We start from the raw sequence: 26,973 nt of genomic DNA, 5'->3' as shown, positions 1-26,973 counted from the left end.
CGTTCGGATTGTGGTTCTGGATGAATCGCATATGCCGATCGGCGGCGGCAGTGGTGTGGTGACCGCCCGCGCGACTGTCATCACCAATTGCCACGTCGCCCTGAAGGGCCCGATCATCGAGGTGCGCGCGGACAAGGACAGTTTCCCGGCAACAATTTCGCTCGCGGATGAAACCTACGACCTTTGTCAGCTCAATGTCGCCGGCGGCTTCAGCGCTCCCGCGGTGGAGATCGGCAATATGCAATATGTGCGCACGGGGCAGAAAGTCTTTGCCATCGGTGCGCCGCAAGGTCTTGACCTCACCATCAGCGAGGGCATCGTTTCCTCGCTGCGGGAAACCAGCCTCGGCAAGATCCTGCAGACGACGGCGGCAATTTCGCCCGGCTCCAGTGGCGGCGGGTTGTTCAATATTTCCAGTCAGTTGATCGGTATCACCACTTTTCAGCACCGGACAGGACAAAACCTCAACTTCGCGGTGCCCGCCGACTGGATCGCGGATATGGCGCCGCGTGGCGGCTCCGGGCCCGAGTTTGCAATAGCCAAATAAGCACCTGCAGGATTCGTATTTGCCTCGCGCGTATGAGAAAATTTCAGATTACGCAACTTGACAATACGCCACCATGTCCAACGGCAACGAACATCCCGCAAACGACGCCGCGCACGTCACCAATTTCATCCGCAATATTGTCGATGCAGATCTCGCCGCGAACAAATTCGCCTCCCGCAAATGGGCCGGCAAGCCCGGCATCGCTGCCGAGCACGCTACTGGCGCGCCGGATCGCGCAAAAATCCGCACCCGCTTTCCGCCGGAGCCGAACGGCTATCTTCACATCGGCCACGCCAAATCGATCTGCCTGAACTTCGGCATCGCCCGCGACTATGGCGGTACGCTGTCACCTGCGTTTCGACGACACCAATCCGGCGAAGGAAGAGCAGGAATACGTCGACTCCATTCTCGACAGTGTCCATTGGCTGGGCTTCGACTACGAGAAAGACGGCGAAAGTAACCTCTATTACGCGTCGGATTATTTTGACCGGATGTATCAATTCGCCGAGTCCCTGATCGAAAAGGGACTCGCCTACGTCGATGACCTGACCGCCGACGAGATACGGGATTACCGCGGTACTTTGACGGAGCCGGGACGCGACTCTCCGCATCGCGCGCGCTGCATCGACGAGAACCTGACACTGTTCCGCGAAATGCGCGATGGCAAATACGCGGACGGCACACTGGTCCTGCGCGCAAAAATCGACATGGCCTCACCCAACATCAACCTGCGAGACCCGGTGCTGTATCGCATCAAGCGCGGGCACCATCATCGCACCGGTGACAAATGGTGCATCTACCCGATGTACACGTACGCGCATCCGCTGGAAGACGCGCTTGAGCAGATCACGCATTCGATCTGCACGCTCGAGTTCGAGGATCAGAGGCCGTTCTACGACTGGCTGCTGGAACATTTGCGCGACAGCGGCTACTTCGCCGAACCGCTGCCGAAGCAGTATGAGTTTTCACGCCTCAACCTCACTTACATTGTTCTCTCCAAGCGCCACCTGAATCAGCTGGTCACGGAGAAGCACGTCGATGGCTGGGACGACCCGCGCATGCCCACTCTCGCGGGCGCACGCCGACGCGGCTACACGCCGGAGGGAATTCACCTGATGGCGGAGCGTGCGGGTGTGAGCAAGGCGGCCGGCTGGATCGACTACAGCCTGGTCGAGGAATGCATGCGCGAGCATTTGAATGAAGTCGCACCGCGCCGCGTCGCGGTACTCGATCCCGTCAAGCTCGTCATCACCAATTACCCCGAGGGTCAAAGTGAGGAAGCGTTTGCACCGAATCACCCGCAAAAGGCGGAACTGGGCAAACGCGCCGTGCCGTTTTCCGGTGAACTGTGGATCGAGCGCGAGGACTTCCAGGAAACCCCGGCCAAAGGATACTTTCGGCTGTTTCCGGGCAACAAGGTGCGCCTGCGCTATGGTTTCGTGATCCAGTGCACCGGATGCGAGAAGGATGTGGCCGGCAATGTCACCAAGGTGCTCGCCGAATACTTCCCCGACAGCAAATCCGGCTCACCCGGCAGCGATAATTACAAGGTCAAGGGCAACATCCACTGGTTGTGCGCCAAGGGCGCCTGGCCGGCCGAAGTGCGGCTGTATGACCGCCTGTTCAAGGCTGCTTATCCGGGGCGCGACTCAGGAAACTATCTTGATGACCTCAATCCCGATTCAAAAAAAACCATCAGCGCCTTTCTGGAACCGTCGCTGAAAACTGCGCACCCGGAAGACCGGTTCCAGTTTGAACGCCATGGCTATTTCGTTGCAGATCGCGTTGACTCAAAACCCGGCCTTCCGGTGTTCAATCGTGCCGTCACCCTGAAAGATCCGTGGACGGCGCGAAAGTAGCGTTTAAATTGCCGCGTCGCCGCGACTCATGGCCGGTAGGGATTGTTGGGATGCCGGTCGACCCGGTCGGGGATGCCGTCGCGATCACGGTCCCAGCGTCCGCGATCCAGATACCAGCCACCATTGCGTTCAACCCAGCGATGCGGTTGGTAGTAATAACCGCGCCGTTCCTTCACCCATGTGCCGCCAACCCAGACGTGGCGATGGCCGCGCCAATCCCAGTAACCGGGCACCCAAAGATAGCCCCGGCGCGGTACCGGCACTCGCTCGAATCGAGGCGCTGGCGGAGCAACCTGTACATGAATGCCTACCGCTGCCACACTCACCTGCGGAATCGCCGCGGCACCCAGGGTGCCCGTTGCAATCAGTAAAGCAGACAGAAATTTTCGCGCGTACTTGGTCTTAACCATGATCGGGACCTCCCGTAAGGCCGCCCCATGTTTTACTGAATCGAATGACCGGGCGACAAGCAATCACACATCCCGATAACGCCACGGCGGGAGTACGGTTTACCGATTTGGCACCGGGAAATTGTAATCAGACGTAACGTCCATCATCCGCTGATTCCAACCGTACTACTTGGTCGTCCAGGCATCAAAATCCAGCTTGTTGACGTCGAACTTCACCGATGTTGGCGCGGCGCTGGCTTTGATTTCTTTTTCGGCTGTGAGAAATGCCTCGGCCAGCTTGAAACTGACTTTGGCGAGGCCTTCGGGATTCGTGCCGATCTTGATGGCGTCTCCACTAATTGCGACCTGAGCGCTGACGAGTTGCACGTATATTTGCGCCGCCATGTCCCGCACGGGACTGTGAACGTCGGATGGATTATCTGCGGGCATAGTGGTTCCTGAACAATTTGTGAACAGTTATCGTACCCGCAATGGCGTGACGATTGTTGAGTGACAGGTCAATGCACTTCTTGCTTGTTTCGTGGCGTCACACCGGCGAAACATCATCCGACATTGCATAGGCGCGACCGGCACTCGGAGATACCGGAATGCCCGCGAAAAAAAACGGCAACCCGAAGGTTGCCGTTTTCCTTGCTAACCGGTTAAGCCAGATTACAGCGGCTTGATGGCGGTAGCTTGCTTGCCCTTGGGGCCGGTCGTGATTTCAAACGACACCTTCTGGTTTTCTTTCAGCGATTTGAAGCCATTGCCTTCGATCGCCGAAAAGTGTGCGAACAAATCTTCGCCACCACCATCGGGAGTGATAAAACCAAAACCTTTAGCGTCGTTAAACCATTTAACGGTACCTGTATTGCTCATAAATTTTCCTTTGGAAAAATACACCGGGCAACTCCCCGGAGGAAAGGCAGCCAACAAAAATCAGGTAGCGAAAATGGGGAGCAAAGAGTGCCCGGTACTTTGAGCGATACTTCAGCACGACCTAAGTGCATACACTGCGCAAGCGACTGCGAAACGAAAGATACGGCAAACCCATTGATTCGTCAAGGAAAATGAAAAGTTCCTCTGACGACTGCAAAAAGCGGTTATTCCGCACTTATGAAGATCAGCTGTCGGCGCTAGCTCGGCCCATTCCGGCGAAATTGACGCCAATGGCATGATCGCTGGCGCCGCATCACACACCGGATTTTCTGATATTATGTGCATATACACGTTTATATCCCATACGACATGAAAAGCGCCTCGCCATCCATCGCATTGGTCCCCCTGCCCTGCACTGGCGCGCGCCTGCGCAAGCTCACGCGTCGCATGACGTCGTTTTACGAACAGCGTTTGCGCACCATCGGACTCAAGCTGTCGCAATTCTCGGTACTGATGAATATTTCGGCGGAAGCGCAAGCATTGCTTCAGTTGGCGGACCGCCTGGAAATGGATCGCACCACCTTGACCCGGAGCCTGAAGCCGCTGGTGGATAACGGCTGGGTGGCCGAGTTGGCCAGCGAAGATGGGCGCCAGCGACTGCTGATACTCACTGATGCCGGAGAACGCTTCCGCGATCGTGCGCAAGCGGTGTGGAGTGGCGCACAAACCGCACTGGAGGCGCAACTCGGCAGAAAATTCGTCGCCGATCTCAATATGCAGCTCGAACGCGCCCTTGCGCAACTCAAACCGCTCTTGCCTGACGACAATTGATCATGACAATCGAACAGCAACCAACTGCTCAGCCCCGAGCACAAAGCTACTGGACGATCACGCTGGTCGCGGCGGCCATCCTGATGATCACAATGGGTGTACGCAATTCGATGGGATTGTTTCTTTCTCCGCTCAACACGTCAACCGGCCTTGGCATCACGACCATCAGCTTCGCACTGGCGATCGCGCAGTTCACGTGGGGCGCGATCCAACCCATTGCCGGCGCGATCGCCGACAAATATGGGCCGGGACGGGTGCTGTCCACGGGACTGATCCTTCTCGCCATGGGTAGTGCGTTGACGCCTTACATGACCAGCGCCTGGGGAATGGTTTTCTCACTTGGCCTCCTGTCCGCCATCGGTTCCGGCGGCAGCAGTTTCTCCGTGCTGATTGGCGCAGCCGCACAACGCATCAAGCCTGAACAACGCGGCATGGCGTCAGGCATCGTCAATGCCGGCGGCTCCTTTGGACAGTTCGTCTTCGCGCCGCTCGTGCAGCGCCTGATCTCCACCTTCGGGTGGATGGGAGCAATGTGGTCGATGGCGCTAATCACCTTGGCCGCATTGCCCTTGACCCGGGTGCTGCGTCGCCTGCCTCATTCCGCGAACGCCGCACATTCCGCCGCCGCGACCGCTCACGTGCTCGCCGCGCCAGAGCAAACGTTGCGCGCTGCGTTAAAGGAGGCACTTGGCAATCCCAGCTATCTGCTGTTGCACGCAGGGTTCTTCACCTGCGGATTTCACATTGCGTTTCTGGTCACGCATCTACCGGGGGAAGTCCAGCTCTGCGGCCTCCCGGTCGAGGTGGCAAGCTGGTCGTTGGCCATCATCGGCCTCACCAATATCATCGGCAGCCTTTGCGCGGGCTGGGGCATGCAGCACTACCGCAGCAAATACATTCTCTTCTGGATGTACGCCTCGCGCGCTGTCCTGGTGGCCGTTTACTTGATGCTGCCGAAAACCGATCTCACTTTCTATCTGTTTGCCGCCGGGCTCGGGCTCACTTGGCTCGCCACCGTGCCGCCGACAGCGGGTGTTGTGGGAAAGCTGTTCGGCATTCGCTACCTCGGTACCTTGTTCGGCCTGACGCTTTTGTCGCACCAGACCGGCGGTTTCTTTGGCGCATGGCTCGGCGGCATTGCGATCACGCAACAACGCAGTTACGACTGGATGTGGTATGCGGATATTGCCCTGGCCTCTGCGGCAGCCTTGTGCAATTTGCCGATCAAGGAAGGGCCCGTTGGATCTCCGTCACGAACACTGAAGGCCGCCTAGCTCGCACAGGCTGCCATGCTAGACTGATTTTCCACCTGCCCACGCCCGGAAAACTCAAGATGAAAAACGCACAACATGCCCAATATTCCCAACGCGGCCCGATGCCGCAGGAATTTATTGAAGCCGTCAATTTCGAGCTGCCAACGCTCGGCAGTGGACAGGTGTTGATCCAAGTCCTTGCGGCCCCCATCAATCCCTCCGATGTGCTGACCCTGACCGGCGCATATGGAATGCTGCCGCCGCTGCCTGCTGTCGGCGGCAACGAGGGTGTAGGCAAGGTGATCGCGCTCGGTCCGGATGTAACGTTCCCCGCCGTGGGGCAAACGGTGTTGTTACCGGTGGGCAGCGGTACCTGGTCTACACACGTCGTGGGCGAAGCAAAAAAACTGCTGCCATTACCCAACGACGCCGATCCACTGCAACTTGCGATGATGACGGTGAATCCGCCAACCGCAATGCTGATGCTGAGCGAATTCGTCGATCTGCAGCCGGGCGAATGGGTGATCCAGAATGCCGCGAACTCGGGCGTTGGCGCGTACCTGATCCAGCTCGCCAGGATTCGCGGCCTGAAAACTGTCAATATCGTCCGCCGCGAATCCGCCATGGCGGGTGTGAAAGAACTTGGTGGCGATGTCGCGCTGGTCGATGGCGGCGGCCTCGCGAAACGTGTGGCGGAGGCAACCGGCGGCGCAAAAATCCGGCTGGCAATTGACGCGGTCGGCGGTAAATCCACCGATAACCTGGCGACGTGTCTTGCGGAAGGCGGCACGCTCGTCAACTACGGCATGATGAGCGGTGAGCCGTGTCAGGTTTCGCCCGCTTCATTTGTGTTTCGCGATGTGACGCTCCGTGGATTCTGGCTGGCGCTGTGGTTCCGCAAGGCCTCGCCGCCGCAACAGATGAAGGTATTCGGTGAAATCGCGAAACTGATTGCCACGGGGAAATTGAAAACCCGCATTCAGGCGACTTACGATATCAGCCAGGTCAAGGAAGCCGTTGCCGCGGCAGCCGCTGGCGAGCGTGACGGCAAGATTCTCATGGTGCCAAAGGGTTGACCCATGGCGAGGCAATTGCGTGACTGATTCAGTGGAAAGGATGCGTTCACAATGAAATTCGCAAACGTGCCAGCAATGCTGGCCCTCGTAGCCGGCATAGTCAGCGGTCCGGTGATTGCCAGGACCTCCTGCGAAATCCTGATGGCGGAAATTGAAACGAAAATCAAGGACAAAGGCGTCAAGGCTTTTACGCTGACCATTGTGCCAACAGAGGCGAAGACCGATCTTCGCGTCGTCGGCACCTGTGATGGCGGGACGAAAAAAATTATCTACAAACGTGGGTAAATTCAAACAGCTGCGTTCGCTTCCCGGCAAGGGGTTTCCCATTCGGCGATGCCATCGAATGCGCACTCGCTTTCTCGCTGTCAAACTGGCCGGCATGTTTGTGCTAGCGCTGGGCGCATGCTCAGGCGGCGGAGGTGGCGGTTCATCCTCGGTCACGCCGCCGGCGCCGGTTTCACCGCCGACACCGTCAGGCCTGGTTTCATCCGCATCGGCCTTTGCCGTCAACTGTGCGGGCGTCCCAAATCCGGGAACGCTGTACACCAATGCCGAAGTCGAGCCACATCTTGCGATCAACCCCGCCAACCCGAATAACCTGATCGGCTCGTGGCAACAGGATCGCTGGTCCAATGGCGCCTCGCAGGGAAATGCCGTGGGTGTCTCGTTCGACGCAGGAGCCACCTGGAGCACGCGACCGCTGCCGGCATCGCGCTGCGGAGGCGGGAATGCGGCGAACAGTGGCGACTATGAGCGCGCGTCAGATCCGTGGGTAACCATCTCCCCCAACGGCACTGCGTACCAGATGTCATTGGCGGTCAGTGGCGCGACGCTGGAACCCGGTTCTCAATCCGCAATGCTGGTGTTTCGATCCGTCGATGGCGGCAGAAACTGGAGCAATGCTGTGACGCTGATCCGCGACGGCGACCAGTTCTTCAATGACAAGAATTCGATCACCGCGGACCCGACCGATTCGCGCTTTGTCTACGCCGTGTGGGATCGACTCACCCAGGACAACCGCGGCCCGGCGTTTTTTGCGCGCACCACCGATGGCGGCGTGACGTGGGAAACCGCGCGCGCAATCCACGATCCTGGAATCAACAATCAAACCCTCGGCTCGATCATCGTCGTGCTTCCCGACGGCACGCTGATCAACTTCTTCAACCAGCTCATTACCGTGAACAACGCGCTTGTCGGCAGCTTTCAGGTCATGCGATCTAGCGACAAAGGGGCCACCTGGTCGGCACCGATCAAGGTGGCGGATTTCTTCGGAATCGGCACGCGCGATCCGGAAACCGGCGCTGCGATTCGTGATGCCGGCTATCTCGGTCAGATCTCCGTGGGACCGCAAGGCCAGCTCTATGCGGTCTGGCAGGACGCGCGTTTTTCCAATGGCGTTCGCGATGCAATCGCCCTTTCGCGTTCAATCGATGGCGGCCTCACCTGGTCCGGACCGCAACGCGTCAATGCCGATCCAAGCGTACAGGCGATGATTGGTACCGTGAATGCCCGTGCCGACGGCATCATCGGCGTGGGCTATGCCGACATGCGCAACAACACCAGCGACACAAACACGTTACTGGTCGATCATTGGCTGGCCACGACGCGCGATACCGCTGCGTGGATCGACCGGCGCGTGACGACAGCTTCATTTGATCTTGCCTTGGCACCCGTTGCCCGCGGCTATTTCCTCGGCGACTACATGGGCCTCGTCAGCAGCGGCACGACATTTTTCCCGTTCTACGTCCGCACCAACAACGACCTCGCCAATCGCAACGATGTCTACATTACGCCGATGGCGGTTCCAATGGCATCGGCGGAATCAAGCATCAACCTGCGGCTCGCTGATGAACCACGGGCATTCTCGCCAACCGAGGAACACCGGCAGCGCGTGCATGCCAACATCGTCCGTGCCATGGAGCAACGGGCGCCAGGCTGGGCAAGCAGGCGGGGATGGCGCGCTGACACGCCATAGCTTGCAGAACAAAAACTGGTTAGCAAACTCAAGCACTGGTGCGGCTTTCCAGCCACAAATGGCTGCCGACTCCCGTGAAATGGCGTTCTACGTGTAATGTGTCGTTGGCGACAACCAATCCGCGTGTCCAAATGTACACAGCACCGCCTACCAAGGCTCCAGACAAAACATGTACCCGTGCGGCCGCACGGTCTTTATCTTCCAGCCGGATTCCTTGTCCTGGCTGAAGCGCCGCCGCAACCGATACAGCCGCGCATCGACCGAGCGATCGGCATTGCTGTAGTGAAGACCGCGCAAGGATTTGAGGATGTCGTTGCGCTGCATTACCTTGCCCGCATTGCTTGCGAGCAGCCACAGCAAATCGAACTCCGCGGGTGAGAGTTCAATGCGCTTATCGTCAAGCATGACTTCGCGATTGACGCCGTGAATTCTCAGGCGGCCGAATTGCAGGATATCGCCGTCCGCGACCGTGGCCGCGTGACCTTGCAGACGCCGCGTGATCGCCTTGATTCGCGCCAGCAACACCCGCGGCTGCACCGGCTTCGCCAGATAGTCGTCGGCACCCAATTCCAGGCCGAGTACCTGATCGAAATCTTCCTCTTTGGCGGTAAGGATGATGATCGGAACGGAATTGCCAGCGCCACGAATCTCGCGACAGACATCAAACCCATCCTTGCCTGGCAACATCACATCGAGAATCACCAGGTCAGGCTTATCCGCCGTGACTCGCCTATGCGCATGATCGCCGCGGCCTTCCACCGCCACGACGATGCCTTGCTTGCCCAGATAATCGGAAATCGCGCGGCATAGATCGGCGTCATCCTCCACCAGCAGCACACGAGTAGCAGTGGCGGCGTCTTTTTCCAGTGAAATAGCTTCATTCAGTGCATTCATCAGGGGCCGCTCCCGCTCGTTTGTTGAACGATGCTTCGGTAAAATCGCCGTGATCATCAAATACTCAATTGCTCACCATGTGATTGAGACGCGGGTACCGCCAAGTCCGGATTCAGATATCCGCGCGGTACCGCCGTGCCAGCGTGCAATCTGCTTGACGATGGCCAGGCCAATCCCGGAACCGCCGGATTGCCGGTCACGGCTGCTGTCGAGGCGCGTGAATGGCTCAAACAAGCGCTCGCGGTCCGCCGCCGGGATTCCAGCGCCATCGTCATCCACATGCAGGCAGCGCTTGCCATCGGCAAGCTCCACCCTCAGCTCGACACGTTGCGTTGCGTATCGAACCGCGTTGTGCAGCAAATTGGCGGCCGCGCGGGACAAATAGCGATAGTCACCATCCACTTCCTCACAGCCCCGGTGAACGGATATTTTCACGGCGCGTCCCGTGGCACTCGCCATTTCGCGCGCATCATGCGCCAGCTCGTTTAGCCAAGGCTCGACATCAATGGGCGCCAAATCGATTTTTGGGTCCTCGCGGTCGAGCCTCGCATACTCGAGCAATTCGGTGGATAGATCATCGAGCTGATCGATCGCGGAATACATATGTTGAAGTTCAAGATCTTTTTCCGCCAGCGTAACCGCGTTGATTGCCAACTCGTGGCGAAACCTGAGGCGGGTGATCGGCGTGCGAAATTCGTGCGAAACGGCATTGGTCAAATTCTTGTGCGAACCAAGCAACGCGGCGATGCGCTCTTTCATTTTGTTAAATGAATCGGCGAGGGGATAAAGTGCCGCACCCTTGCCCATGTTGACGTGAAAATCGAAATGTCCTTCGCCAACGCGGGTGGCGGCTTTTTCCAGCGTCAGCATATCGCGCCGGAATAATCGAAGCCACAACAGTATGGCCAGCGCGTACATCGACGACTCGACCAACCACGTGAACTGGGTCGGCGTCAACGCGCCGAGAATAAGCATCGGCCGCTGTCTTGCGAAGGGGGCTTTCAGGACGACCACAAAATCCGTCCCCAGGATCGTATGAAAAATTTCATACCCATTGCCACTCGGCAACTCCTTCGAAAAAGGTTTTTCAGATCGAATCTGTTCCAAAATTTCCGCGGAAAAATCCTTGTTTCTGGCAAGTTCATCGACCTTCACAATTTGTGATGGCCCCAAAAACACATCGGGCGAACCGACCTTTGCCTTGAGCCGCTCAAATCGTTCGGGCCATTCTTCCTGTGGAAACGGCGCCAGCACCTCTTCTATCATCACAAAGTTGCGCCTGAAGCGTTCATTCGAATTGGAAACAGCGGTCGCGTCCGAAGACCAGTCGAAAACAAACCGCTGGATTTGATACGACGTCAACGACGTCAATAGCACGAGCGCCCAAAGTTTGAGGAAGAGTTTACCCATCAGCTATCGTATCAGCCACGGACGACTCGAAATGCAACAAACTGCGACAAATTGAATCGACCGGTGACGGACCGTTTATCGGATTGATCGGGAGCCGCCGTGCACGGCTACGATCTCAGGGGCTGTGAAGGCATCCCGCGCACAACAAGCAAGCGGAGTATGTCGCTCCGCCTGCACGCCGGCACGCACAAATGCGATGTTTACTTGTACTTGCATGACGCCGTCGCGACACAATTCTTGCCATACGGATTGTGGAACGACGGGTTGAAACCGGGCGTGGGCTGGCTCGCATCGTATGGCGCATCGCGGCTGGAGAGATTTCACATCGTGCCTGTCGATTGCCGAGTCATTGCTCCTTTCACTTGAATTTGTAAGTGGCGCTCAAAGAGGGGTAGATCCCCAGCGCGTTGTGGAATTGCGGGTTATAACCCAGCGTTACGTTGGCAGCGTTGAGAACATCATTGTAGTCAAAGGGCGGCATCTCATCCGTCAAGTTTCGGATCACCAGACGCAAGGTGAGATTCTTGATTCCGGTATAAGTCGCATTGACATCGACCGTACGCCAGGAACGTGTGCGGCACACTTCCGGGATGGCAGCGCTGACGGCAGCCCCCAAATTGCCTGCACAATCGAACTGGCTGCTATAGTTGTTCCAGCCACCAATGTAATTGAGGCGGGCACCCGCGGACCAATCGCCACGCTCCCAATTGAAGCCTATGTTTCCGCGAAAACGTGGCAAACCATTTCCAGTTGTGACGGTGTTGACGCCACCAACATAGTCAATCAGAGGGTCGCCTTTTTCGCGCGATGCCTTTGCGCTGATGTTGTAAGTCATGGACGCCGTGCTCGTCACTTTGCCCATTTCTCCAAAGTTGGCGCGATGAGACATTTCGAGGTCGACACCTGTCATTTGCGATGTACCAAGATTCAACCACGCCCGATCAACGCCAATGACCGGGCCGGAATTCGGGACGCCCGGTATCCAGGAAAGTGGATTTGAGTCTCGGAAGACAAAGGGTGCGAACCGCTGGTCGCCGTTGAAGAGCGCGTTGACCTGAAAACCGGATGAAAAACGGTCAATCTCAGAGTCACGGCGAATGTCGAAATAATCCAACGAAAAGTTCATATCCTTGCTGACGTCCCAGACCATGCCAAGGCTGCGGTTTCTCGATGTTTCCGGCTGGATGTTTGGATTGAACACGATCCGCGAAGAGACGGATCCAATACGGCCACAGTCTTCATCGGTATTTGTTACCGGACAGCGGATGGGATCGTTTACCGCTTGGAAACTGCGAATGGCAGATCGATTCGTTTGCGAAAGTGTCGGTGCCCGGAACCCGGTCGAGTAACTGGAGCGAAACACCACATTTGGCAGCGCCTTCCACTTCAGCCCGATTTTGGGATTGGTGCTGCTGCCGAAGTCGGAGTAGCGGTCATAGCGGGCCGCGAGAGTTGCTTCCAGGCTGCGCGTTAACGGCAACGCCGCTTCCACGTACGCCGAGGAGACGTTGCGCGTGCCATCTGAAAAGGAGGCGCCAAGGCCAACAATATTCCCGGCTGCAATGTTTTGATCGGGTTGGATAACGATGCTGTCCTTGCGGAATTCAGCGCCTGCCGCGACCCCAATCGGCCCACCCGCCAACGAGCCAAATTCAGTAGTCCCCTTGATATCCCAGATTTTTGCACTGCCCTCGCCTTTGTTGGTCGTGAACGTGCTGACCCGATTGATCACTTCCTGACTGTTCTGCCCATCGAATCGGTAAGACCCATCGTTTATGGCAGTCTGTATGGCAGGAAAGAGTAGCCGACGGCCAGCGACAGTGTCGGAGGTGCTTTTGTTGTAAAGAAAAGAAGATTCCCAGTCCCATGCGCCGACAGTTCCTTTCAGCCCGGCGAGCAATCGCGAGTCTTCAGTTTTGCTGATTACTACTGACCGACCCAAGTCGACCCATCGATAGCGCAAGCCAATCGGAAAGGCGAACGGATTCTCGCGATGCCCGACCGGCAATACCAACTGGAAACGCAGGAGTTGGCCGGCCGGATCGCGCCAAAACGTCGCCGCCTGGGGGTTGCTCGAAATCGGTGCGCCTGTAAAGGTGTTGACTGCTTTTGAAAAGCTGGCTTCAGCAAATGCGGAAATATTCGGGTTGACGTCAAGCGTACCGCGCACAAACGCGGTGTCACGAATTGATTTGCCACTTTGCTCGAGATCATCCCACTGGTTGTAACGGCACAGACCCCCAATCACCAGGTTGGCTGGACACCCGGCGCGGGCTGCCTGAAATGTCCCGAAGATACCGCTGCCGCGCACGCCCTCGCGATAGTAATTGCCAGGATAGGAGAGTGAACTCAGCACGGTTCGGCGTTGAATGAAGGTCGTGTTTTGCAGGAACGGACTGACGTTGTCCTCGCTTCGAATCAACACCGGATCGCGCTCGAAACGCTCGTAAGTGCCGAAGACGTTGTAGCGATCCTTGGCAATGTCACCAAATCCGAACGCCACGCTCGCCTGCTTTATCAGGAATTCGTTTCTTGGGCTCTGCGAAACAGTCCCCGAGACTAACGCGCCCTGGAAGTCTTTGCGCAAGATGATATTAACCACACCTGCGATGGCATCGGAGCCGTAAATGGCGGAGGCACCATCCCGCAGAACTTCAATTCGCTCAATGGCGGCAGTCGGAATTGAATTGAGATTCGTCACGATTGTCGAGCCAATATTCGGGTCGTTGAACGCCGCCGGACTGATTCGACGGCCGTTGATCAGTGTCAATGTTCCAGCGGAGCCAAGGCCACGCAACGCCACCGTGGCACTGCCGGGGGAAAATCCATTTCCACCATCTATATCGCTTAGCGCGCTGCCCGATGAAATCGACAGCGTATTCAGGAGTTCTTGCACGGATGTCGCGCCACTGCGTTTGATGTCTTCAGATGTGATGATAGTAATAGGCGACGATGTTTCGGCATCTACTCGCTTGATGTTGGACCCGGTGACTTCGATCTTTTCGACTCTTTGTGCCGCCGGCGTTGTCTGCGCCATCACAATAGGTGTGGCGCCCGCAGCACCAAGTGCACAGATTGCTGCAATTGAATTGACTAACTGCTTTCTTCTCGCCTGCATTTTTTGTTTTCCTTTGAGTGAATTTCTTCGGCGGCCCGGAGGATACCCGGGCCGTCTGTCGGCAATCGGGATTGCGAGAACTGGCTAGAACCTGTATTGACCGGTGAGATAAAACTGACGCCCGATTGGATCGGTATAGCGGCCGTCATAACCAATCTGATTGCCGCCACCGCCGTTTTGCAGCGTTAACGGCGGATCGCGATCGAGCAGATTCTTTATGCCGAAAATCGCCGAGAATGACTTGTTCCAAGCAAACTTGGTTTGCCAATCGAAGGTGGTATACGAGGGCACGCGAAGGCCGGAAAAAGCGACTGACGCACCCAACGAGCCATCCGGTTTGGCGAGAAACACACTGGTGTTGGCGGGGAAAGTTGTGTCCTGATATCCGGACTTGTAATGCGCCGTCAGCGTATTGGTGAACGCACCTGTCTGCAAGGTCGCGGATAAATTCATGACGGTACGAAAGACCACTTGCTGATCCGGCCCGAAAACGCCCAGATTGGTATTGAACGGCAGGCCCGGACCGAAGTTGTATTTCTGCTTCATCATGTAGGTACCGGTCCAGTTCAATGCCATGGCACCCAGCGGGATCTTGCTCTTGTAGCTGAAGTCCCAGTCAATTCCCTGATAAATCGCTTCGCCGCCGTTGAACGGCACTTGTTGAAAGGCGATGGTGGTAAATCCGGCCGGGTCCTGGTAGGGGTTGATGAACAGGCTCGCGTACTGTTGCGGACTGGCGAACCCCACCTGTTCCGCAATGCCTTGCGAGAGGACCTGATTCTTGATCTTAACGTCCCACCAATCGAGGCCAAGCGACAGGCCCGGCACTGGATCGACCCGGAGGCCCAACGAATATTGCGTCGATTTTTCCGCCTTCAGACCGGCATCACCGGAGAGTCCATTGGGGCCGGCCACCAGATCGTACTGGGCGCTACCTGGGGCACAGCCGTTCGAGCCTGGGAAGGGGCAAGAGTAGCTACCGGCCGTGCTCCCATTGAACGCCAGCGCACCGGCAATGTCGCTGATGTTCGGTGCCTTGAAGCCGGTGCCAAAGGAGCCACGCAGCAAGACGTTCTCAACGGGAACGAAACGCATGCTCACTTTGCCGGTAGCAGAGTTGAATGTGTTGCCAACGTCGGCATCAGGCGCCTTGTTGATCAGACCGGTGACGGGATCGGGGTCGGTACCGAATTGGAATTTGCTGTGCGTCTTGGAATAGTTGTCGTAGCGCGCCGAGGCCGTCACGTCCAATTGCTTGGTAACGGGAAACAGCCACTCGCCGTAGACACCCCAGTTGGTTCGCTTCGCATCGAACGGCACGAGGCCCGAAGCACCGCCCACCGGGAAGTTGGCCGAGGCCGGTTGGGTAGAGAATCCGCTCGAGGAAAGAAACAGATCGCTCGGGTCGACCTTGTAATGGAAGGTCGAGTAATCGACGCCGAGCGCGACCACGGAGGTGCCGCCTGCCATCTGGAACACGTCGTGCTGCGCCCCGAAATGCAGTGAATTCAGGTCCGATATGGACTTCGTGAGTTGCGAACCCAGCACGGCCGACGAGAGGGCTTCCACGCCCGTTCCCAGAACCGGATCGTAGGTGCCGTTGGCGATGGCTGCATTCAGCTTGTCGAAATCGAGGTAACCGCCGGCAGCGGTATCGGTAAATTTGGCTCGCGAAAATGTGGCGCTAGCCTTGTAGTCCCAACCCATCGCGCTACCATCGATGCCGGTCGAAAACATTGTGGTGTCGGTCTTGAATTCATCCGTGCGGCCCCCGCTTTGCACGGCACGATAACCCAGTCTGGCCGCGCCGGTGAAAGTCAGATTGTTGGCGGTCAGGTACGGCACGATGTATTGGTTGTACAGCGTTGGGAAGCGGGTGGCGGCATCGAGCGGAAACGGCTGGGCGGCCGGCGCAAATTGCGGCGTGATGGTGAAGCTCGACAGAGCCAAAGTGGCCCACGCCGTTGTGTCGTCGTTGATTTTCAAGGCGCCTTTCATCAATCCGCTGGAACGCTCCGATGCCGGGATGTTCTCCACCGTCGCCGCGTAATTGAAGCGGCACGATTCGCCGATTGCGCCAAGGGCAACCGGGTCGGCGATGATGTTGGCAAATGATGTGCCGCAATTGCCGTTGCGACGGTAGTAGGGGTTTATAGAGTAGGCAGTTGCGGTGCCGCCGGCGTTCGGTCTCGCGTTGAAGGTAATGTTGGCGGGCTCGGTATTGGCAGTCGCCTGATTGAATATGTAATTCGTGCCATTGAACGAAAACGGGAAAAATGCGCCCACGGCCGAGAATTTGCGCTGGCTCGCTCGTAGCCTTTCCTGTTTGTCGTAACTGAAGCCGAACAATACGTTGAAGCCGTCCTTGGACAGTTCGCCAAAACCCTTGCTCATTGCGACGTTGTAGCTTTCCGCACCCGGGTGCTGCGGCTTGTTGTAAGTCAAGGAAATTTCACCGTCGGTCTTGTTCTTCTTCAGGATGAAGTTGACCACGCCGGCAATCGCGTCCGAGCCATATAACGCCGAGGCGCCGTCGGTCAGAATTTCCACGCGTTCCACTGCACCGATGGGAATGCTTGAAAGATTGACGCCGAACCCGCCGCCTTGTACGGCACCGAGTGCCAGCGGTGCCACTCGCTGCCCATCGAGCAGTACCAGCGTGTACTTGGAAGGCAGCGAATGCAATGCGGCCGTCGTAACACCGGCGCCGCCGCCGTTTACCGAACTGGCCGCCGGCACAAAGTTCTGCATTGACGGAAGCATCTGGATCAGGTCGGTCACGGACGTGGCCCCGGACTTTTCGATATCTGCCTTGGTAAGCGTCGTAATCGGCAGCGCGCCTTCCTGGGCGATTTGCTTGATCGACGATCCGGTTATCTCGATCCTTTCAACTTTCTGCACAGGAGCTTGCTGCGCGTAACTCGATTGGATCGCCATCAGCGATATCGCAATACTCGTGGCAATGACACTGGGTTTTCTGGCAAAGGATTGGCCTGCCTGCTTTTGCTTGCGCATGAATCTCTCCCTGTGATGGTCGGTCAATGGTTGGTCCGTAGGCGCTGCGATACAGTGCAGTGCCGGCGGATTAGCAAGGACGCATCATCGACGGAGGCGCGGCGACGGATTGCACCGATCTATATCGATTCGAAACGGAAGCGATTTCGAATATTGCGCATGCATGCCGCGCGGACAGGTTTGGTCATATTCGATGCATTTCTGTGATATCACCGCCAATGGCGATAACACCGGATACATTCGGCATGGCCGAACTTCGATACGTGCCAATATTTTTGTTGCACGCCTGCAACAGTAAGCAACGACAGGAATTGGAAAGCCACATCCCCGAGCGCTTGCGTGCATCAAACTCAAGCGCAGGCGCGCCTTTTAGGCGAAAAATGTCTGGAAAGGCGCGTGGAATGGCGCTCTTCGTTGCCGTGCCAAATCACTGAACCCGATTTGCATTCGCGCAGGAACGGTCAAGAAGGCCGCGGTCGGTCCCGGCCATGCCTCACTCTCGCTCGAATCGAGCATGCCTTCCCCGCGCATACCCGCGTGCGCTGCAAATACGAAGATTTGCGCACTCAGCTACTGACTATTGCACGTCTCCTCGTCCCCATTGCCTGCCCTGGATCGTGTCGTCGACATCATCGAGAAAAAGCGACTAATATAGCATGTGATATACCTATTGCGGTAAAAAATAACTTTAGCAATAATGTTGTCAGGCCTCGCACAGGCGGCGCCCCAAACCCCACCCACACTCAAAGGAACTCACATGGACATGATCAAAGCGAACAACGTCAACGCCGTCGAATTTGCGAATAGCCTTTCGAAAGTCGAATCGCACGCGGATAGAAAAGAATGTGAATTCCCGGCACTCGAAGAGTGGGAACTGGCGATGGCAGGCGGCGGCGAAGGTGTTGTGTGCTGGTAGCCCGATCGGGATATGAGCGGCAGCGGGCGCCATCGATGCGATTCAGCGCGGCGGCCCCGGCAATTGTTGCCCCGAATGAAACGGCGCGCGAACCAATCGGCTCGCGCGCTTTCGCCACTCAGTGGATGATCGGTAACGCACGCTCATGTGAGCGTGCAGCCGGGAATGCTTCCCGGCAATTCTGAATACACAACCGCCTTTTGCCCTCTCCCGAGGGGAGCCGCGAAGGCAACTAAACTAGGCGACGGCAAGTTTGTCCATGTACGCGCGCAATTCCGGCGCTGAAAAATCGGCGGGCGCCGGCAGGGAAGCTTCTTTGTAAAGCGGCTTTTCCCCCATCGCTTGCAAATGCTTACGTACACCTTCGGCTTCGGCCAAGATCGCATTGGCGGCGCCACGTGCCCGGTCGAGGTCCTGACGGTCCCGGTAAACATAGAATAGCGACGTCATCGCCAGGTGCTTGAATACCGGCTGAGAGGTATTCTCCGACGCCATTTGATACAGGCTCGCCAGCGCGTTTTCACTGTTTCCACCGTGCGGATTGACGGCATCACGCAGTACACGAATCATCTTGTGTTCGCTCGCCGAAACGCCGAGACGACCTTTTTCGCGCCGCTTGAGTTGAATGATGACCTGATCCGCCGCGTTTGTGTAGCCACCGATGAGAAGCATGACGGCCACCAGCAGGCAATCCGATGGCGAATCGATGAACAGCTTCGGCACGACACCGCGATCGTACAGGCGTTTGCCAAACGCAAAATCCCCCGCCAGCAGCGCTTCCCACAATAAGCGTGATGTACGGCGGGTTTGATCCGTTGCCTTGTCAATGGTGGTCCCCTTCAATCGTGTCGCTACTTCCCACATGCGTCCGTAGGCGCCGATGAACATGTTCATGACCCCGAGCGAAGCCATCAAACTGGTACGCAACGCCATATCGCCGAAAGTCTCTTCGCCCGCGGGGCCCCGCGCCACCGTGGCTTCTTCCGGACTGCCATCGACATCACGGCTCACATTCGCCAGGTACCAGGTCACGGCGCGTGTCTTGGAATTCACCCCCAGCTTTCGGTAGAGGTGATGCATATAGACACGCATCGTTCCCTCTTTGAAACCCATGTTCAGTGCCATCGATCGGCTCGTGCCGCCTTGCGCGAGCAATTCCAGCATCTTCAGTTCTTTGTCGTTAACAATTGAATTTTTCATCATAGAAAGCCCCTGTCCTCTGTAAGTGCAACGATCAATTTTTGGAAATTCTTCAGCCCGCCATCTACGGACGGGTCTATGCCTTCATTCGCCGATTCACGGCGAATGACCACTTCAAAGCAGCGTACCAGATCCGGATCGAGTTGCGATCCGGCCACGCGCTGCAATTCTTCCAACGCACTTTCCATCGACCACGCCATCCGATATGGCCGGTCGGTCACCAGTGTGTCATATACATCCGCGACCGCGCACATGCGCGCGGCCAACGGGATTGATTCTCCCGCCACGTGTGCCGGATAGCCTTCACCATCCCAGCGCGCGTGATGGTAATTCGCGATATCGGCGGCGATGACCATCCGCGGATGTTGATCACCCGCGAGTATTTCCGCGCCGGCCGTGGTGTGCTTCCGCATGAGGGCACGTTCGACCTCATTCAGCCCATCCGGTTTCGACAGGATACGCTCAGGGACGGATGCCATGCCAATATCGTGCAGCTCAGCGGCCAGTCCGAATTCCAGCGCCTGAATCGGCGACATGCCGTATTCCAGTGCCAACGCCTGCGTCAACGCCCCGACACGAATACCATGCCAGCCAGAGCTGTCGATACGAAATGCCGCGCCGACGGCGAGGCGTTGCAGGGTTTTCCATTCCGCGGGTTCGCTAGGTACGGAAAGGCTTGCCGTCAAACGCGCCCTGGTTTGCTCAAGGGCCTGCTCCGTGCTGGGGCTCCACGCCGGCGCCAGCTCGGCCAGTTCGACGTGGCGGCGAATCTGGCCAATCGCCATGCGGTAAACGTGGTCCGACAACTCCTGCATCCTGACCAGCGCATGCGCCGGAAATCCGGCCTTTTCTTCGGCACGAATGATGGTCACGAGCGTGTCGCGCAAGGTCGCGGGCACGGCACGCGACATCACCAGCGCCTGATCGAGCCGGGTCAGGCCCAGATCGTGATCACCGCGCGCCATTTCATACGCAGCCTGCGCGGTGGATGCCGCAATCGAAGCCCGCAGCGTGCCGGCGCGCTCCGCCATCCGGACCGCTTCCTCGACGTGCTTGCGTGCTTCGTCGAGGCGCCCTGTCGCGAGATACAGTTTCACGCAATTGCGCTGCAGCAACAGCGCACCGTTCGGGTCCTGCTGACCAAACTCCGGCGTCATTTCCGCCAATGCCTTCGCGGCGAAGTGCAGCCCTTCCTGCCATTCATCGAGGTGATAATGACAGTGCGCGAGATTGGTGAGTGCGGCATAACGGCTATAGACGGGATCCGGCTGCGATTGCAAAAGTGTGAGCACCCGTCGATAGCACCCCACTGCAAGCGCAAAACGCCCGGACACCATGAATGCAGCACCAATGTTGTTCCAGATACGGCTCATCTCGATGGTGTCGTCCACCGCCGCAGCCAGTTTCAGTGCGTGCATATGCTGCTCGATCGCGCCGGCGATATCAGCGGTATCCGCGAGCAATAATCCGCATGCCGTATGCGAACGGCGCTTCAGCGCCGCATCATTTGCATGTTCCGCCAATACCAGATTGGCCCGGCCAAATGGCAGCGCATCGAACGATCGGGCATTGGAATACAGCTTCTGGCATATCCGCAACGCCACGTTGCTCGCCATCTGGGCATCCCCCGCCTCCAACGGCACTTGCATGCGCCTGAGCAAAGCATCGAACATCCGGTAGCCCTCCGGGTGAGTGCGATCCAGCAAGCGAGCCTCCGCTGCCTCAAGCGATACCGACAAGGGAAGGGTTGCGTGGATTTCGGGTTCGAGCTCGAGATTCAAGGCTATACGTTTGTTAAGGGCAGATGAGCCGATTGTAAGGCCTTGCCGCAGATTTTAGCCCACTTCAATTGTTAATTATTGTGGACAGCGATTTCCGATCTAAGGCTGTCCCTCCAACGGCGTGCCGCGCCAATGAAAGGCGTGGAAGGCTTGGAACTTGTCCGTAAATATGCGCGAATGCATGACGCAGCAATTTCTGTCTCAATCAAGGCGTGCTTTTCGCGGCAATAGCGACCTATTGCAAGAAAACGCAACGCAGAGTGAGGCAAAAAAGGGCAAGTCAGGCATCGTATCTAATTTGCGGGCAAGCTCTTTGTCGCGACAGCGCCTCCGCAAAGTACTGGCCAACAAACAAACCGTCCTACCTGACGAGGAAACCATCCTCATCGAGCCGCGCATCATCCACCACTTCATCGGTGCCATCGACCGGCGCGCAACTGCTCATGAACGGAATGAGGGACTTCTTGATCTTGCGGCGCTTGCCGCCGGCGTTGTCCGAACTGGCTTCATAACATTCATACGAACAGACAGTGACTGATGCCATGATTTACCCCGGACTCGTGAAGTTGAGCAGATGGTAGTTAAGCACGAACTGCAGACGGCCTGCCGGATAGTATTCACGCTGGCGAATCCCGTTGCCTCGCGCCGGACGGTGATGCCGCAACGGCGTAACTGCGAGCGCAGCGTCAATGCATCACCCGCATGCCGAAAAATATTTGCGAGAAGATTCAAGCGCAAATACGTAAAGCGCCATTCCACGCGCCTTAGCGGCCATTTTCGGCCTGCGGCCCGCGCCCGCGCTGGTGTTTCGCCCATCGCGCAGCATCGATTGCCGACCCCGCTTCAATTGCCAGGGCAATCCTTCGAATGACGCCGGCAGCATTCCGGCGCGGTCGCAAAAAAAAAATTGCGCGCCATTGATGTTACGCAAAATCCGCGCGCCGCAATCCCGGTTATGCTTTCCCCATGACGCTCTTCCGCACTGATATTCCTGACGCCACTTTTCGAAGTGCGTGCCGCTTGTTTTTTTTCTGCTGCTTCCTGCCGGCTCATGTTGCATTCGCCAACCTCGCATTGGCCAATGTGGCAACGACCCAAAACAGTCTGCCAAGTTTTGCCGAACTCGAATCCGCCGGCGCGGTCATCGGCCAGATACAAATCAAGCCCCACAATATCTTCGACCTCACCGACGATGCCGAGAACAATGTGCTTTACCGGCTGGTAAATCGCCTGCATGTTCCTACCCACGCGGAGGTTATCGCCAAAGTGCTGCTGTTCAAGAGCGGCCAGCGGGTTTCCCTGCAGAAAATCAATGAGACCGAGCGGCTGCTCAGGGCTTCAAGCATTCGCTACGATGTGGATATCACACCAACCGCTTACAAGGATGGTGTCGTCGATATAGAAGTCTCGACGCGCGATGCCTGGTCGCTCGATTTTACGGGTACCTATTCGCGTTCGGGCGGCGATAACAAGACCGCCTTCGGACTCAAGGAAAGAAATCTGTTCGGCACCGGTATTGCCGTTGGATATTCGCGTACATCCGACCTCGACCGCAAGGGTTCAGAGCTCTACGTTTCGTACGCACAGGCCTTCGATGGCTGGACCAGCATCGCGTTCGAGCGTGGACGCTTCAATGACGGCAAGCGCACGGCATTCATTGTCGATCGTCCGTTCTATTCTCTCGATACGCGGTTCGCGGCACGCAGCACATGGAGCGACGAGGACCGCATCGATTCGATCTATAACGCGGGCGATATCGTCAGCGAATACCGCCATCGGATCAAATCGGCGGAATTTTCCGGCGGCTGGTCACCTGGCCTCGTCAATGGATGGACCCAGCGCTATTCCGCCGGATCGCTCATTCTGGACAATACCTATCACCCCGAGCCTGGGAAAACAGCGCCCGTTCCGCTACCCATCGACAATGACCTGCGGGCAATGTTCCTGCGTGTCGAGCTCGTCGAGGACGGGTTTCTCAAGGTGAAAAACTACAACCTGATCGAGCGGGCCGAATTCCTCGTCGTCGGCTTCAACGCTCGCGCGCAACTGACGAAGTCGTTGGCCGCATTGGGGTCCACCCGCTCTGACTGGCTTTTCGCCGCGTCGGTCCACGATGGACATGTCTTTTCGTCGAACCATATCGTTCAGGCCGGCGCAGCCGTTGAACGGCGCATTGCCAGCACCGGACAACCTATGACCCGGGCCACCGCGAGCTTGAAGTACTATGCGCCGCAAGCCAGACGCTCCTTGCTTTACGCATCGTTGTCGGCAGACCGAATCAGCGGCGGTGGCATCGCCGATCAATTGATGATCGGCGGCATTTATGGATTGAGGGGCTACCCCTCGCGTTACCAGGCGGGCGAGCAACGCATGCTGCTATCCATCGAAAAGCGCGCCTTCACGACCTGGTACCCGTTCCGGCTATTGCGTATCGGCGGCGCCGTTTTCTTCGACGCCGGTCGCGCCTGGGGGGGATTGAACCAGAACACCATCAACGGCGGCACACTCTCGGATGTGGGAATGGGCTTGCGCATCGCGCTCGACCGTGCAGCATTCGCCAATGTCCTTCACGCCGATATCGCGGTGCCGCTGAATCGTGCACCGGGCGTCAAGCCGGTTCAGTTCCTGGTAAAAACCGAATACTCATTTTAAGCGTCATGAAAATCTCCGTCCTCGACCAATCCCCCGCTGCCCACGGCAAGAGCCAGCATCTCGCCATTCAGGAAAGCCTGGCGCTGGCGCGTCACTGCGATCAACTCGGCTATCACCGCTACTGGGTGTCGGAGCACCACAATAGCGACAGCATTGTCGGCACGGCGCCGGAAATCCTGATCGCGGCGATTGCGGCGACAACCACGCGTATTCGCGTCGGTAGCGCGGGTGTGATGCTGCCACACTATTCGGCGCTGAAAGTCGCCGAACAGTTTCGTGTGCTGGAAGGAATCGCGCCCGGTCGCATTGACCTGGGTGTCGGTCGCGCGCCGGGTTCGGATCGGCAGACGGCGCTGGCATTGAACCCCTTTCAAAACGCGGCGGAAGAATTTCCCCAGCAGGTGCTGGACCTGCAGGCGTGGGTCTCGGGCCTTCCGCTCGAACCGGGGCACGCGTTCGGCGCGATCAAGGCGCATCCACTGGGTCCGACCAGTCCCGAGCTGTGGATTCTCGGCAGCTCCGATTACGGCGCGCAACTGGCCGCGCATTTTGGCTTGCCCTATGCCTACGCATACTTTTTCACCGAAGGTCGCGGCACCGAACAGGCGCTGGAACTGTATCGCCACCGCTATCGCCCCAGCGCGCGTTATCCCGCGCCACAGGCGACGATTTGCGTCTGGGCGCTGGCGGCGGACACCGAAGCCGAAGCACGACGGTTGCTGATGACGCGCGAGCATTGGCGCGTCGGTTTCGAGAAAGGTTTGCGCACGCCGCTGATGTCGCCTCAGGACGCAGAGGCCGCTTATTCCGGCTATACGGATACCGAGCGCGCAACCATTGAATCGTTGCGCAGGAAGGCTATCGTCGGCACGGCATCGCAAGTCGCCGCACGGCTGCGTGAACTGGCGGAGAGATTCTCGCTCGATGAAATCGTCGTCAATACCTGGACGCACGATCCCGCGGCACGGCATCGCTCGTATGCGTTGCTGGGAAAAGAGTTGGGCTTGACCGTAGCGAACTAGCGCGGGCCCGGCGGAGGCGCGAATTGCATTCGGCCAATCGCCGGACGGCGTCAAAATTCCCGGCCCTACGCGGCCAACCGCGAATTTACCGGCGCAATCATCAATCCGGCCGCATCGCGAAGCCGGTCAACTTCAATGATATCCACCAGGCCGCCCTTGACGCTGATGAGTCCAATCATGGTCAGGTCGCGCAGGGTTCGCGAGAAATGTTCCGGGGTCATGTTCAGATGTGAGGCAATCAGGCATTTTCTGAACGGCAGCGCCACGCGCCGGCTGGCCTTGGCGACATTCAAATTCAATCGGTGAAAGATAAATCGCGCCACGCGCGCGGCCGCCGTCAGCAGCAATACGCTTTCCATTTCAGCCGTTTGACGGTAGAGACGGTCGCTAAGCATGCTGATTGCTGTTCGCGCGAACGCCTGATCGTTCTCCAGTTCGTTCAACAGTGTCTGGCGACGTATATGCAGCACTTTGCATTCGCTGACCGCCGTTGCCGTCACCAGATGCAGGCGTTGGGTCAGCAATGCCGCTTCGCCGAAACTGTCACCCTCCTGCAACAACTCGACCACGTGTTCGGCGCCCTCGCGCGTTTCCTGCGTGAGCTTCAATTGGCCGGATGCCACGATATACATGCCGGTGGCGGCGGCCCCGCGTCCAAATACCACATTGCCGCGCCGGAACAGCGATTCGGTCATCCCGGCCGCGAGCCGCTCCAGCGTCGCATCCGGCAACTGAATGAACATCGCCGCTTTGGCGAGGGTGCTGATTTGCTGCTGCCGTTTTGCGTCCATGATCGCCCCCGGTTTGGTGTTTCCTTGGCCACATCGTGCGCGCCAGCAACCGGGACTTTTTGATCTGGATCAAACAAAACACGATCGCGAAAAAATGATTTGTTGCATTTTTGCCGAAAAGTTCCCGCGCTTGCACGTCGTTTGATCTAACGCAAACATCCACTAATCGCTTTCTCATAAATTTGCGCAATGCAATAAATGGTCGGTGACATTTTCAAACAGCAAACCTCAAGAAAAGCTTCCGAATGCCGTTGTTTACAAGTCTTTTTCCAGTTCCCTCTTTCAGCATTTTTTTCAGTTCCTTTTAGCTTCACTACCGCACCACGCCACCCTTTCAGGGAGATCCATATGAAATTACCGATGAAATTACTCAGAAATGCGCTCACAGCGTTGACTGTCGTTGGCATGTTCGGCGCGGCAACGGCCACTTGGGCCGCCGCCGATCCAAAGCCCGCCAAACCGAAGGTCGACCTGTTTCTCAAAGGCGATGCAAAATGTACGGAATGCCACGATGAAGGCGATGGACCCAAGATCCTGCACATCGGCAAGACCAAGCATGGCACGGTAGCCGATGGCCGCACACCCACCTGCACCAGCTGTCACGGCGATAGCGCAAACCACATCAAGAGCGCCAGCGCCGGCGGCGACAAGAAGCCCACCAAACCCGATGTCGTATTCTCGAAAAAAGGTGGCTCCTCCGCAGAAGCACAAAGCGCTTCGTGCATCGCCTGCCACAAGAGCGACGCGAAACGAACACACTGGGATGGCAGCGCCCACCAGACGCGCGACGTGAGCTGCACCAACTGCCACTCGCTGCACGTTGCCAAGGACAAGATCCTGAGCAAGGCAACCGAATTTGAAGTCTGCTTCGCGTGCCACAAGGAACAGCGCGCCCAGGTAAATCGTCCCTCGCATCACCCGGTCCTGGAAGGCAAGGTTGCCTGCTCGGATTGCCATAACACCCACGGCTCGGTCGGACCGAAACTGATGAAGCGCGACAGCGTGGTCGATACCTGCTACCAGTGTCATGCTGAAAAACGCGGACCATTCGTGCATAACCACGAACCGGTCAGCGAAGATTGCGGCAATTGCCACAACCCGCACGGCACCGTCGTCGAAAGCATGTTGAAAGTTCGCGCACCGTTCCTGTGCCATCAGTGCCACACCCCGCACGGCGGCTTCATCCCGGCATTGGTCGGCAGCCAGGTCACGGGACTCAAGCCCACGACCGCGAACGGGCTCGGCAAAGGCACGACCAACGTCACGCAAGGACGCTCCTGCCTGAATTGCCACACAGAGGTGCACGGAAGCAACAATCCGAGCGCCACCAACCCAACCCCGCAATTCATGTTGCGCTGAGAAAGG

General features: G+C 57.6%; 21 protein-coding genes and 1 pseudogene. 11 read left to right on the top strand and 11 right to left on the bottom strand.

Features of this window, described 5'->3' with window-relative positions:
* Positions 1-31 precede the first annotated feature (31 nt).
* Together IPP88_24640 and IPP88_24635 are read left to right on the top strand one after the other, a co-directional pair.
* Positions 32-547 (top strand): trypsin-like peptidase domain-containing protein, encoded by a 516-nt coding sequence (locus IPP88_24640; GenBank protein MBL0125707.1) that lies wholly within the window; start codon positions 32-34, stop codon positions 545-547.
* 73 nt (positions 548-620) lie between these two features.
* Positions 621-2,406: pseudogene (locus IPP88_24635) on the top strand (glutamine--tRNA ligase/YqeY domain fusion protein).
* A 26-nt stretch (positions 2,407-2,432) separates the two neighbouring features.
* Here IPP88_24635 and IPP88_24630 read toward each other — a convergent pair.
* The 3 genes from IPP88_24630 to IPP88_24620 all read right to left on the bottom strand — a co-directional run bounded on the left by IPP88_24630 (position 2,433) and on the right by IPP88_24620 (position 3,674).
* The gene (locus IPP88_24630; GenBank protein ID MBL0125706.1) at positions 2,433-2,816 is read right to left on the bottom strand and encodes a YXWGXW repeat-containing protein; all 384 of its coding nucleotides are present in this window, start codon (positions 2,814-2,816) and stop codon (positions 2,433-2,435) included.
* A gap of 165 nt (positions 2,817-2,981) precedes the next feature.
* A complete protein-coding gene (locus IPP88_24625) occupies positions 2,982-3,245 on the bottom strand; it encodes a hypothetical protein (GenBank protein MBL0125705.1) in 264 nt (87 codons plus the stop codon).
* A 222-nt stretch (positions 3,246-3,467) separates the two neighbouring features.
* A complete protein-coding gene (locus IPP88_24620; GenBank protein MBL0125704.1) occupies positions 3,468-3,674 on the bottom strand; it encodes a cold-shock protein in 207 nt (68 codons plus the stop codon).
* A 369-nt stretch (positions 3,675-4,043) separates the two neighbouring features.
* Here IPP88_24620 and IPP88_24615 point away from each other — a divergent pair, with 369 nt between their 5' ends.
* From IPP88_24615 to IPP88_24595, 5 genes are all read left to right on the top strand, one after another.
* On the top strand, positions 4,044-4,505 hold the full coding sequence (locus tag IPP88_24615) for a MarR family transcriptional regulator (protein ID MBL0125703.1): 462 nt from the start codon (positions 4,044-4,046) through the stop codon (positions 4,503-4,505).
* 2 nt (positions 4,506-4,507) lie between these two features.
* The gene (locus IPP88_24610) at positions 4,508-5,779 is read left to right on the top strand and encodes an MFS transporter (GenBank protein MBL0125702.1); all 1,272 of its coding nucleotides are present in this window, start codon (positions 4,508-4,510) and stop codon (positions 5,777-5,779) included.
* Positions 5,780-5,838: 59 nt separating this feature from the next.
* Positions 5,839-6,834, top strand: coding sequence for a zinc-dependent alcohol dehydrogenase family protein (locus IPP88_24605; protein ID MBL0125701.1), 996 nt, complete (start codon positions 5,839-5,841; stop codon positions 6,832-6,834).
* A 75-nt stretch (positions 6,835-6,909) separates the two neighbouring features.
* Positions 6,910-7,119, top strand: coding sequence for a DUF1161 domain-containing protein (locus IPP88_24600; protein ID MBL0125700.1), 210 nt, complete (start codon positions 6,910-6,912; stop codon positions 7,117-7,119).
* 58 nt (positions 7,120-7,177) lie between these two features.
* Entirely contained in the window at positions 7,178-8,809 is a 1,632-nt protein-coding gene (locus tag IPP88_24595) for an exo-alpha-sialidase (protein MBL0125699.1), read from the top strand.
* A gap of 147 nt (positions 8,810-8,956) precedes the next feature.
* On the opposite strand, the gene IPP88_24590 is transcribed toward IPP88_24595, so the two are convergent.
* The 4 genes from IPP88_24590 to IPP88_24575 form a co-directional block, all read right to left on the bottom strand.
* Positions 8,957-9,703: a response regulator gene (locus IPP88_24590; protein ID MBL0125698.1), complete on the bottom strand. Its 747-nt coding sequence runs from the start codon at positions 9,701-9,703 to the stop codon at positions 8,957-8,959.
* A 72-nt stretch (positions 9,704-9,775) separates the two neighbouring features.
* Complete coding sequence (locus IPP88_24585; GenBank protein MBL0125697.1) at positions 9,776-11,113, bottom strand: hypothetical protein; 1,338 nt, start codon at positions 11,111-11,113, stop codon at positions 9,776-9,778.
* A 358-nt stretch (positions 11,114-11,471) separates the two neighbouring features.
* Positions 11,472-14,150 (bottom strand): TonB-dependent receptor, encoded by a 2,679-nt coding sequence (locus tag IPP88_24580; GenBank protein MBL0125696.1) that lies wholly within the window; start codon positions 14,148-14,150, stop codon positions 11,472-11,474.
* A gap of 165 nt (positions 14,151-14,315) precedes the next feature.
* Positions 14,316-17,246 carry a TonB-dependent receptor gene (locus IPP88_24575; protein MBL0125695.1) on the bottom strand — a complete coding sequence of 977 codons (2,931 nt, stop codon included), beginning with the start codon at positions 17,244-17,246 and terminating at the stop codon, positions 14,316-14,318.
* A 757-nt stretch (positions 17,247-18,003) separates the two neighbouring features.
* On the opposite strand from IPP88_24575, the gene IPP88_24570 reads away from it, so the two are divergent.
* Positions 18,004-18,162, top strand: a complete 159-nt coding sequence (locus IPP88_24570) for a hypothetical protein (GenBank protein MBL0125694.1) — start codon at positions 18,004-18,006, stop codon at positions 18,160-18,162.
* Between the two features lie 237 nt (positions 18,163-18,399).
* Here the strand turns inward: IPP88_24570 and IPP88_24565 are convergent, their stop codons facing one another.
* The 3 genes from IPP88_24565 to IPP88_24555 all read right to left on the bottom strand — a co-directional run bounded on the left by IPP88_24565 (position 18,400) and on the right by IPP88_24555 (position 21,687).
* Entirely contained in the window at positions 18,400-19,362 is a 963-nt protein-coding gene (locus tag IPP88_24565; GenBank protein ID MBL0125693.1) for a helix-turn-helix transcriptional regulator, read from the bottom strand.
* Positions 19,362-21,143, bottom strand: a complete 1,782-nt coding sequence (locus IPP88_24560) for a tetratricopeptide repeat protein (protein MBL0125692.1) — start codon at positions 21,141-21,143, stop codon at positions 19,362-19,364. Before IPP88_24560 ends, IPP88_24565 begins: the two co-directional genes overlap by 1 nt.
* Before the next feature lie 361 nt (positions 21,144-21,504).
* On the bottom strand, positions 21,505-21,687 hold the full coding sequence (locus tag IPP88_24555; protein MBL0125691.1) for a hypothetical protein: 183 nt from the start codon (positions 21,685-21,687) through the stop codon (positions 21,505-21,507).
* A gap of 422 nt (positions 21,688-22,109) precedes the next feature.
* On the opposite strand from IPP88_24555, the gene IPP88_24550 reads away from it, so the two are divergent.
* Both IPP88_24550 and IPP88_24545 read left to right on the top strand, forming a co-directional pair.
* Entirely contained in the window at positions 22,110-23,795 is a 1,686-nt protein-coding gene (locus IPP88_24550) for a hypothetical protein (protein MBL0125690.1), read from the top strand.
* Between the two features lie 5 nt (positions 23,796-23,800).
* Complete coding sequence (locus IPP88_24545) at positions 23,801-24,817, top strand: LLM class flavin-dependent oxidoreductase (GenBank protein ID MBL0125689.1); 1,017 nt, start codon at positions 23,801-23,803, stop codon at positions 24,815-24,817.
* Between the two features lie 65 nt (positions 24,818-24,882).
* Here IPP88_24545 and IPP88_24540 read toward each other — a convergent pair whose 3' ends face one another.
* Entirely contained in the window at positions 24,883-25,608 is a 726-nt protein-coding gene (locus IPP88_24540; protein MBL0125688.1) for a Crp/Fnr family transcriptional regulator, read from the bottom strand.
* 360 nt (positions 25,609-25,968) lie between these two features.
* Here IPP88_24540 and IPP88_24535 point away from each other — a divergent pair, with 360 nt between their 5' ends.
* On the top strand, positions 25,969-26,967 hold the full coding sequence (locus IPP88_24535; GenBank protein ID MBL0125687.1) for a DmsE family decaheme c-type cytochrome: 999 nt from the start codon (positions 25,969-25,971) through the stop codon (positions 26,965-26,967).
* Positions 26,968-26,973 lie beyond the last annotated feature (6 nt).

The organism is Betaproteobacteria bacterium, assembly GCA_016720925.1.
GTDB lineage: Bacteria > Pseudomonadota > Gammaproteobacteria > Burkholderiales > Usitatibacteraceae > UKL13-2.
Note: the sequence above shows the minus strand (reverse complement) of the source record. Positions and strands in the feature narration are given on the sequence as shown.

Coding starts and splice junctions, on each gene's coding strand:
- IPP88_24640 (MBL0125707.1), top strand. CDS start 32: ATGCCGATCGGCGGCGGCAGTGGTGTGGTGACCGCCCGCGCGACTGTC.
- IPP88_24630 (MBL0125706.1), bottom strand. CDS start 2,816: ATGGTTAAGACCAAGTACGCGCGAAAATTTCTGTCTGCTTTACTGATT.
- IPP88_24625 (MBL0125705.1), bottom strand. CDS start 3,245: ATGCCCGCAGATAATCCATCCGACGTTCACAGTCCCGTGCGGGACATG.
- IPP88_24620 (MBL0125704.1), bottom strand. CDS start 3,674: ATGAGCAATACAGGTACCGTTAAATGGTTTAACGACGCTAAAGGTTTT.
- IPP88_24615 (MBL0125703.1), top strand. CDS start 4,044: ATGAAAAGCGCCTCGCCATCCATCGCATTGGTCCCCCTGCCCTGCACT.
- IPP88_24610 (MBL0125702.1), top strand. CDS start 4,508: ATGACAATCGAACAGCAACCAACTGCTCAGCCCCGAGCACAAAGCTAC.
- IPP88_24605 (MBL0125701.1), top strand. CDS start 5,839: ATGAAAAACGCACAACATGCCCAATATTCCCAACGCGGCCCGATGCCG.
- IPP88_24600 (MBL0125700.1), top strand. CDS start 6,910: ATGCTGGCCCTCGTAGCCGGCATAGTCAGCGGTCCGGTGATTGCCAGG.
- IPP88_24595 (MBL0125699.1), top strand. CDS start 7,178: ATGCGCACTCGCTTTCTCGCTGTCAAACTGGCCGGCATGTTTGTGCTA.
- IPP88_24590 (MBL0125698.1), bottom strand. CDS start 9,703: ATGAATGCACTGAATGAAGCTATTTCACTGGAAAAAGACGCCGCCACT.
- IPP88_24585 (MBL0125697.1), bottom strand. CDS start 11,113: ATGGGTAAACTCTTCCTCAAACTTTGGGCGCTCGTGCTATTGACGTCG.
- IPP88_24580 (MBL0125696.1), bottom strand. CDS start 14,150: ATGGCGCAGACAACGCCGGCGGCACAAAGAGTCGAAAAGATCGAAGTC.
- IPP88_24575 (MBL0125695.1), bottom strand. CDS start 17,246: ATGCGCAAGCAAAAGCAGGCAGGCCAATCCTTTGCCAGAAAACCCAGT.
- IPP88_24570 (MBL0125694.1), top strand. CDS start 18,004: ATGGACATGATCAAAGCGAACAACGTCAACGCCGTCGAATTTGCGAAT.
- IPP88_24565 (MBL0125693.1), bottom strand. CDS start 19,362: ATGAAAAATTCAATTGTTAACGACAAAGAACTGAAGATGCTGGAATTG.
- IPP88_24555 (MBL0125691.1), bottom strand. CDS start 21,687: ATGGCATCAGTCACTGTCTGTTCGTATGAATGTTATGAAGCCAGTTCG.
- IPP88_24550 (MBL0125690.1), top strand. CDS start 22,110: ATGACGCTCTTCCGCACTGATATTCCTGACGCCACTTTTCGAAGTGCG.
- IPP88_24545 (MBL0125689.1), top strand. CDS start 23,801: ATGAAAATCTCCGTCCTCGACCAATCCCCCGCTGCCCACGGCAAGAGC.
- IPP88_24540 (MBL0125688.1), bottom strand. CDS start 25,608: ATGGACGCAAAACGGCAGCAGCAAATCAGCACCCTCGCCAAAGCGGCG.
- IPP88_24535 (MBL0125687.1), top strand. CDS start 25,969: ATGAAATTACTCAGAAATGCGCTCACAGCGTTGACTGTCGTTGGCATG.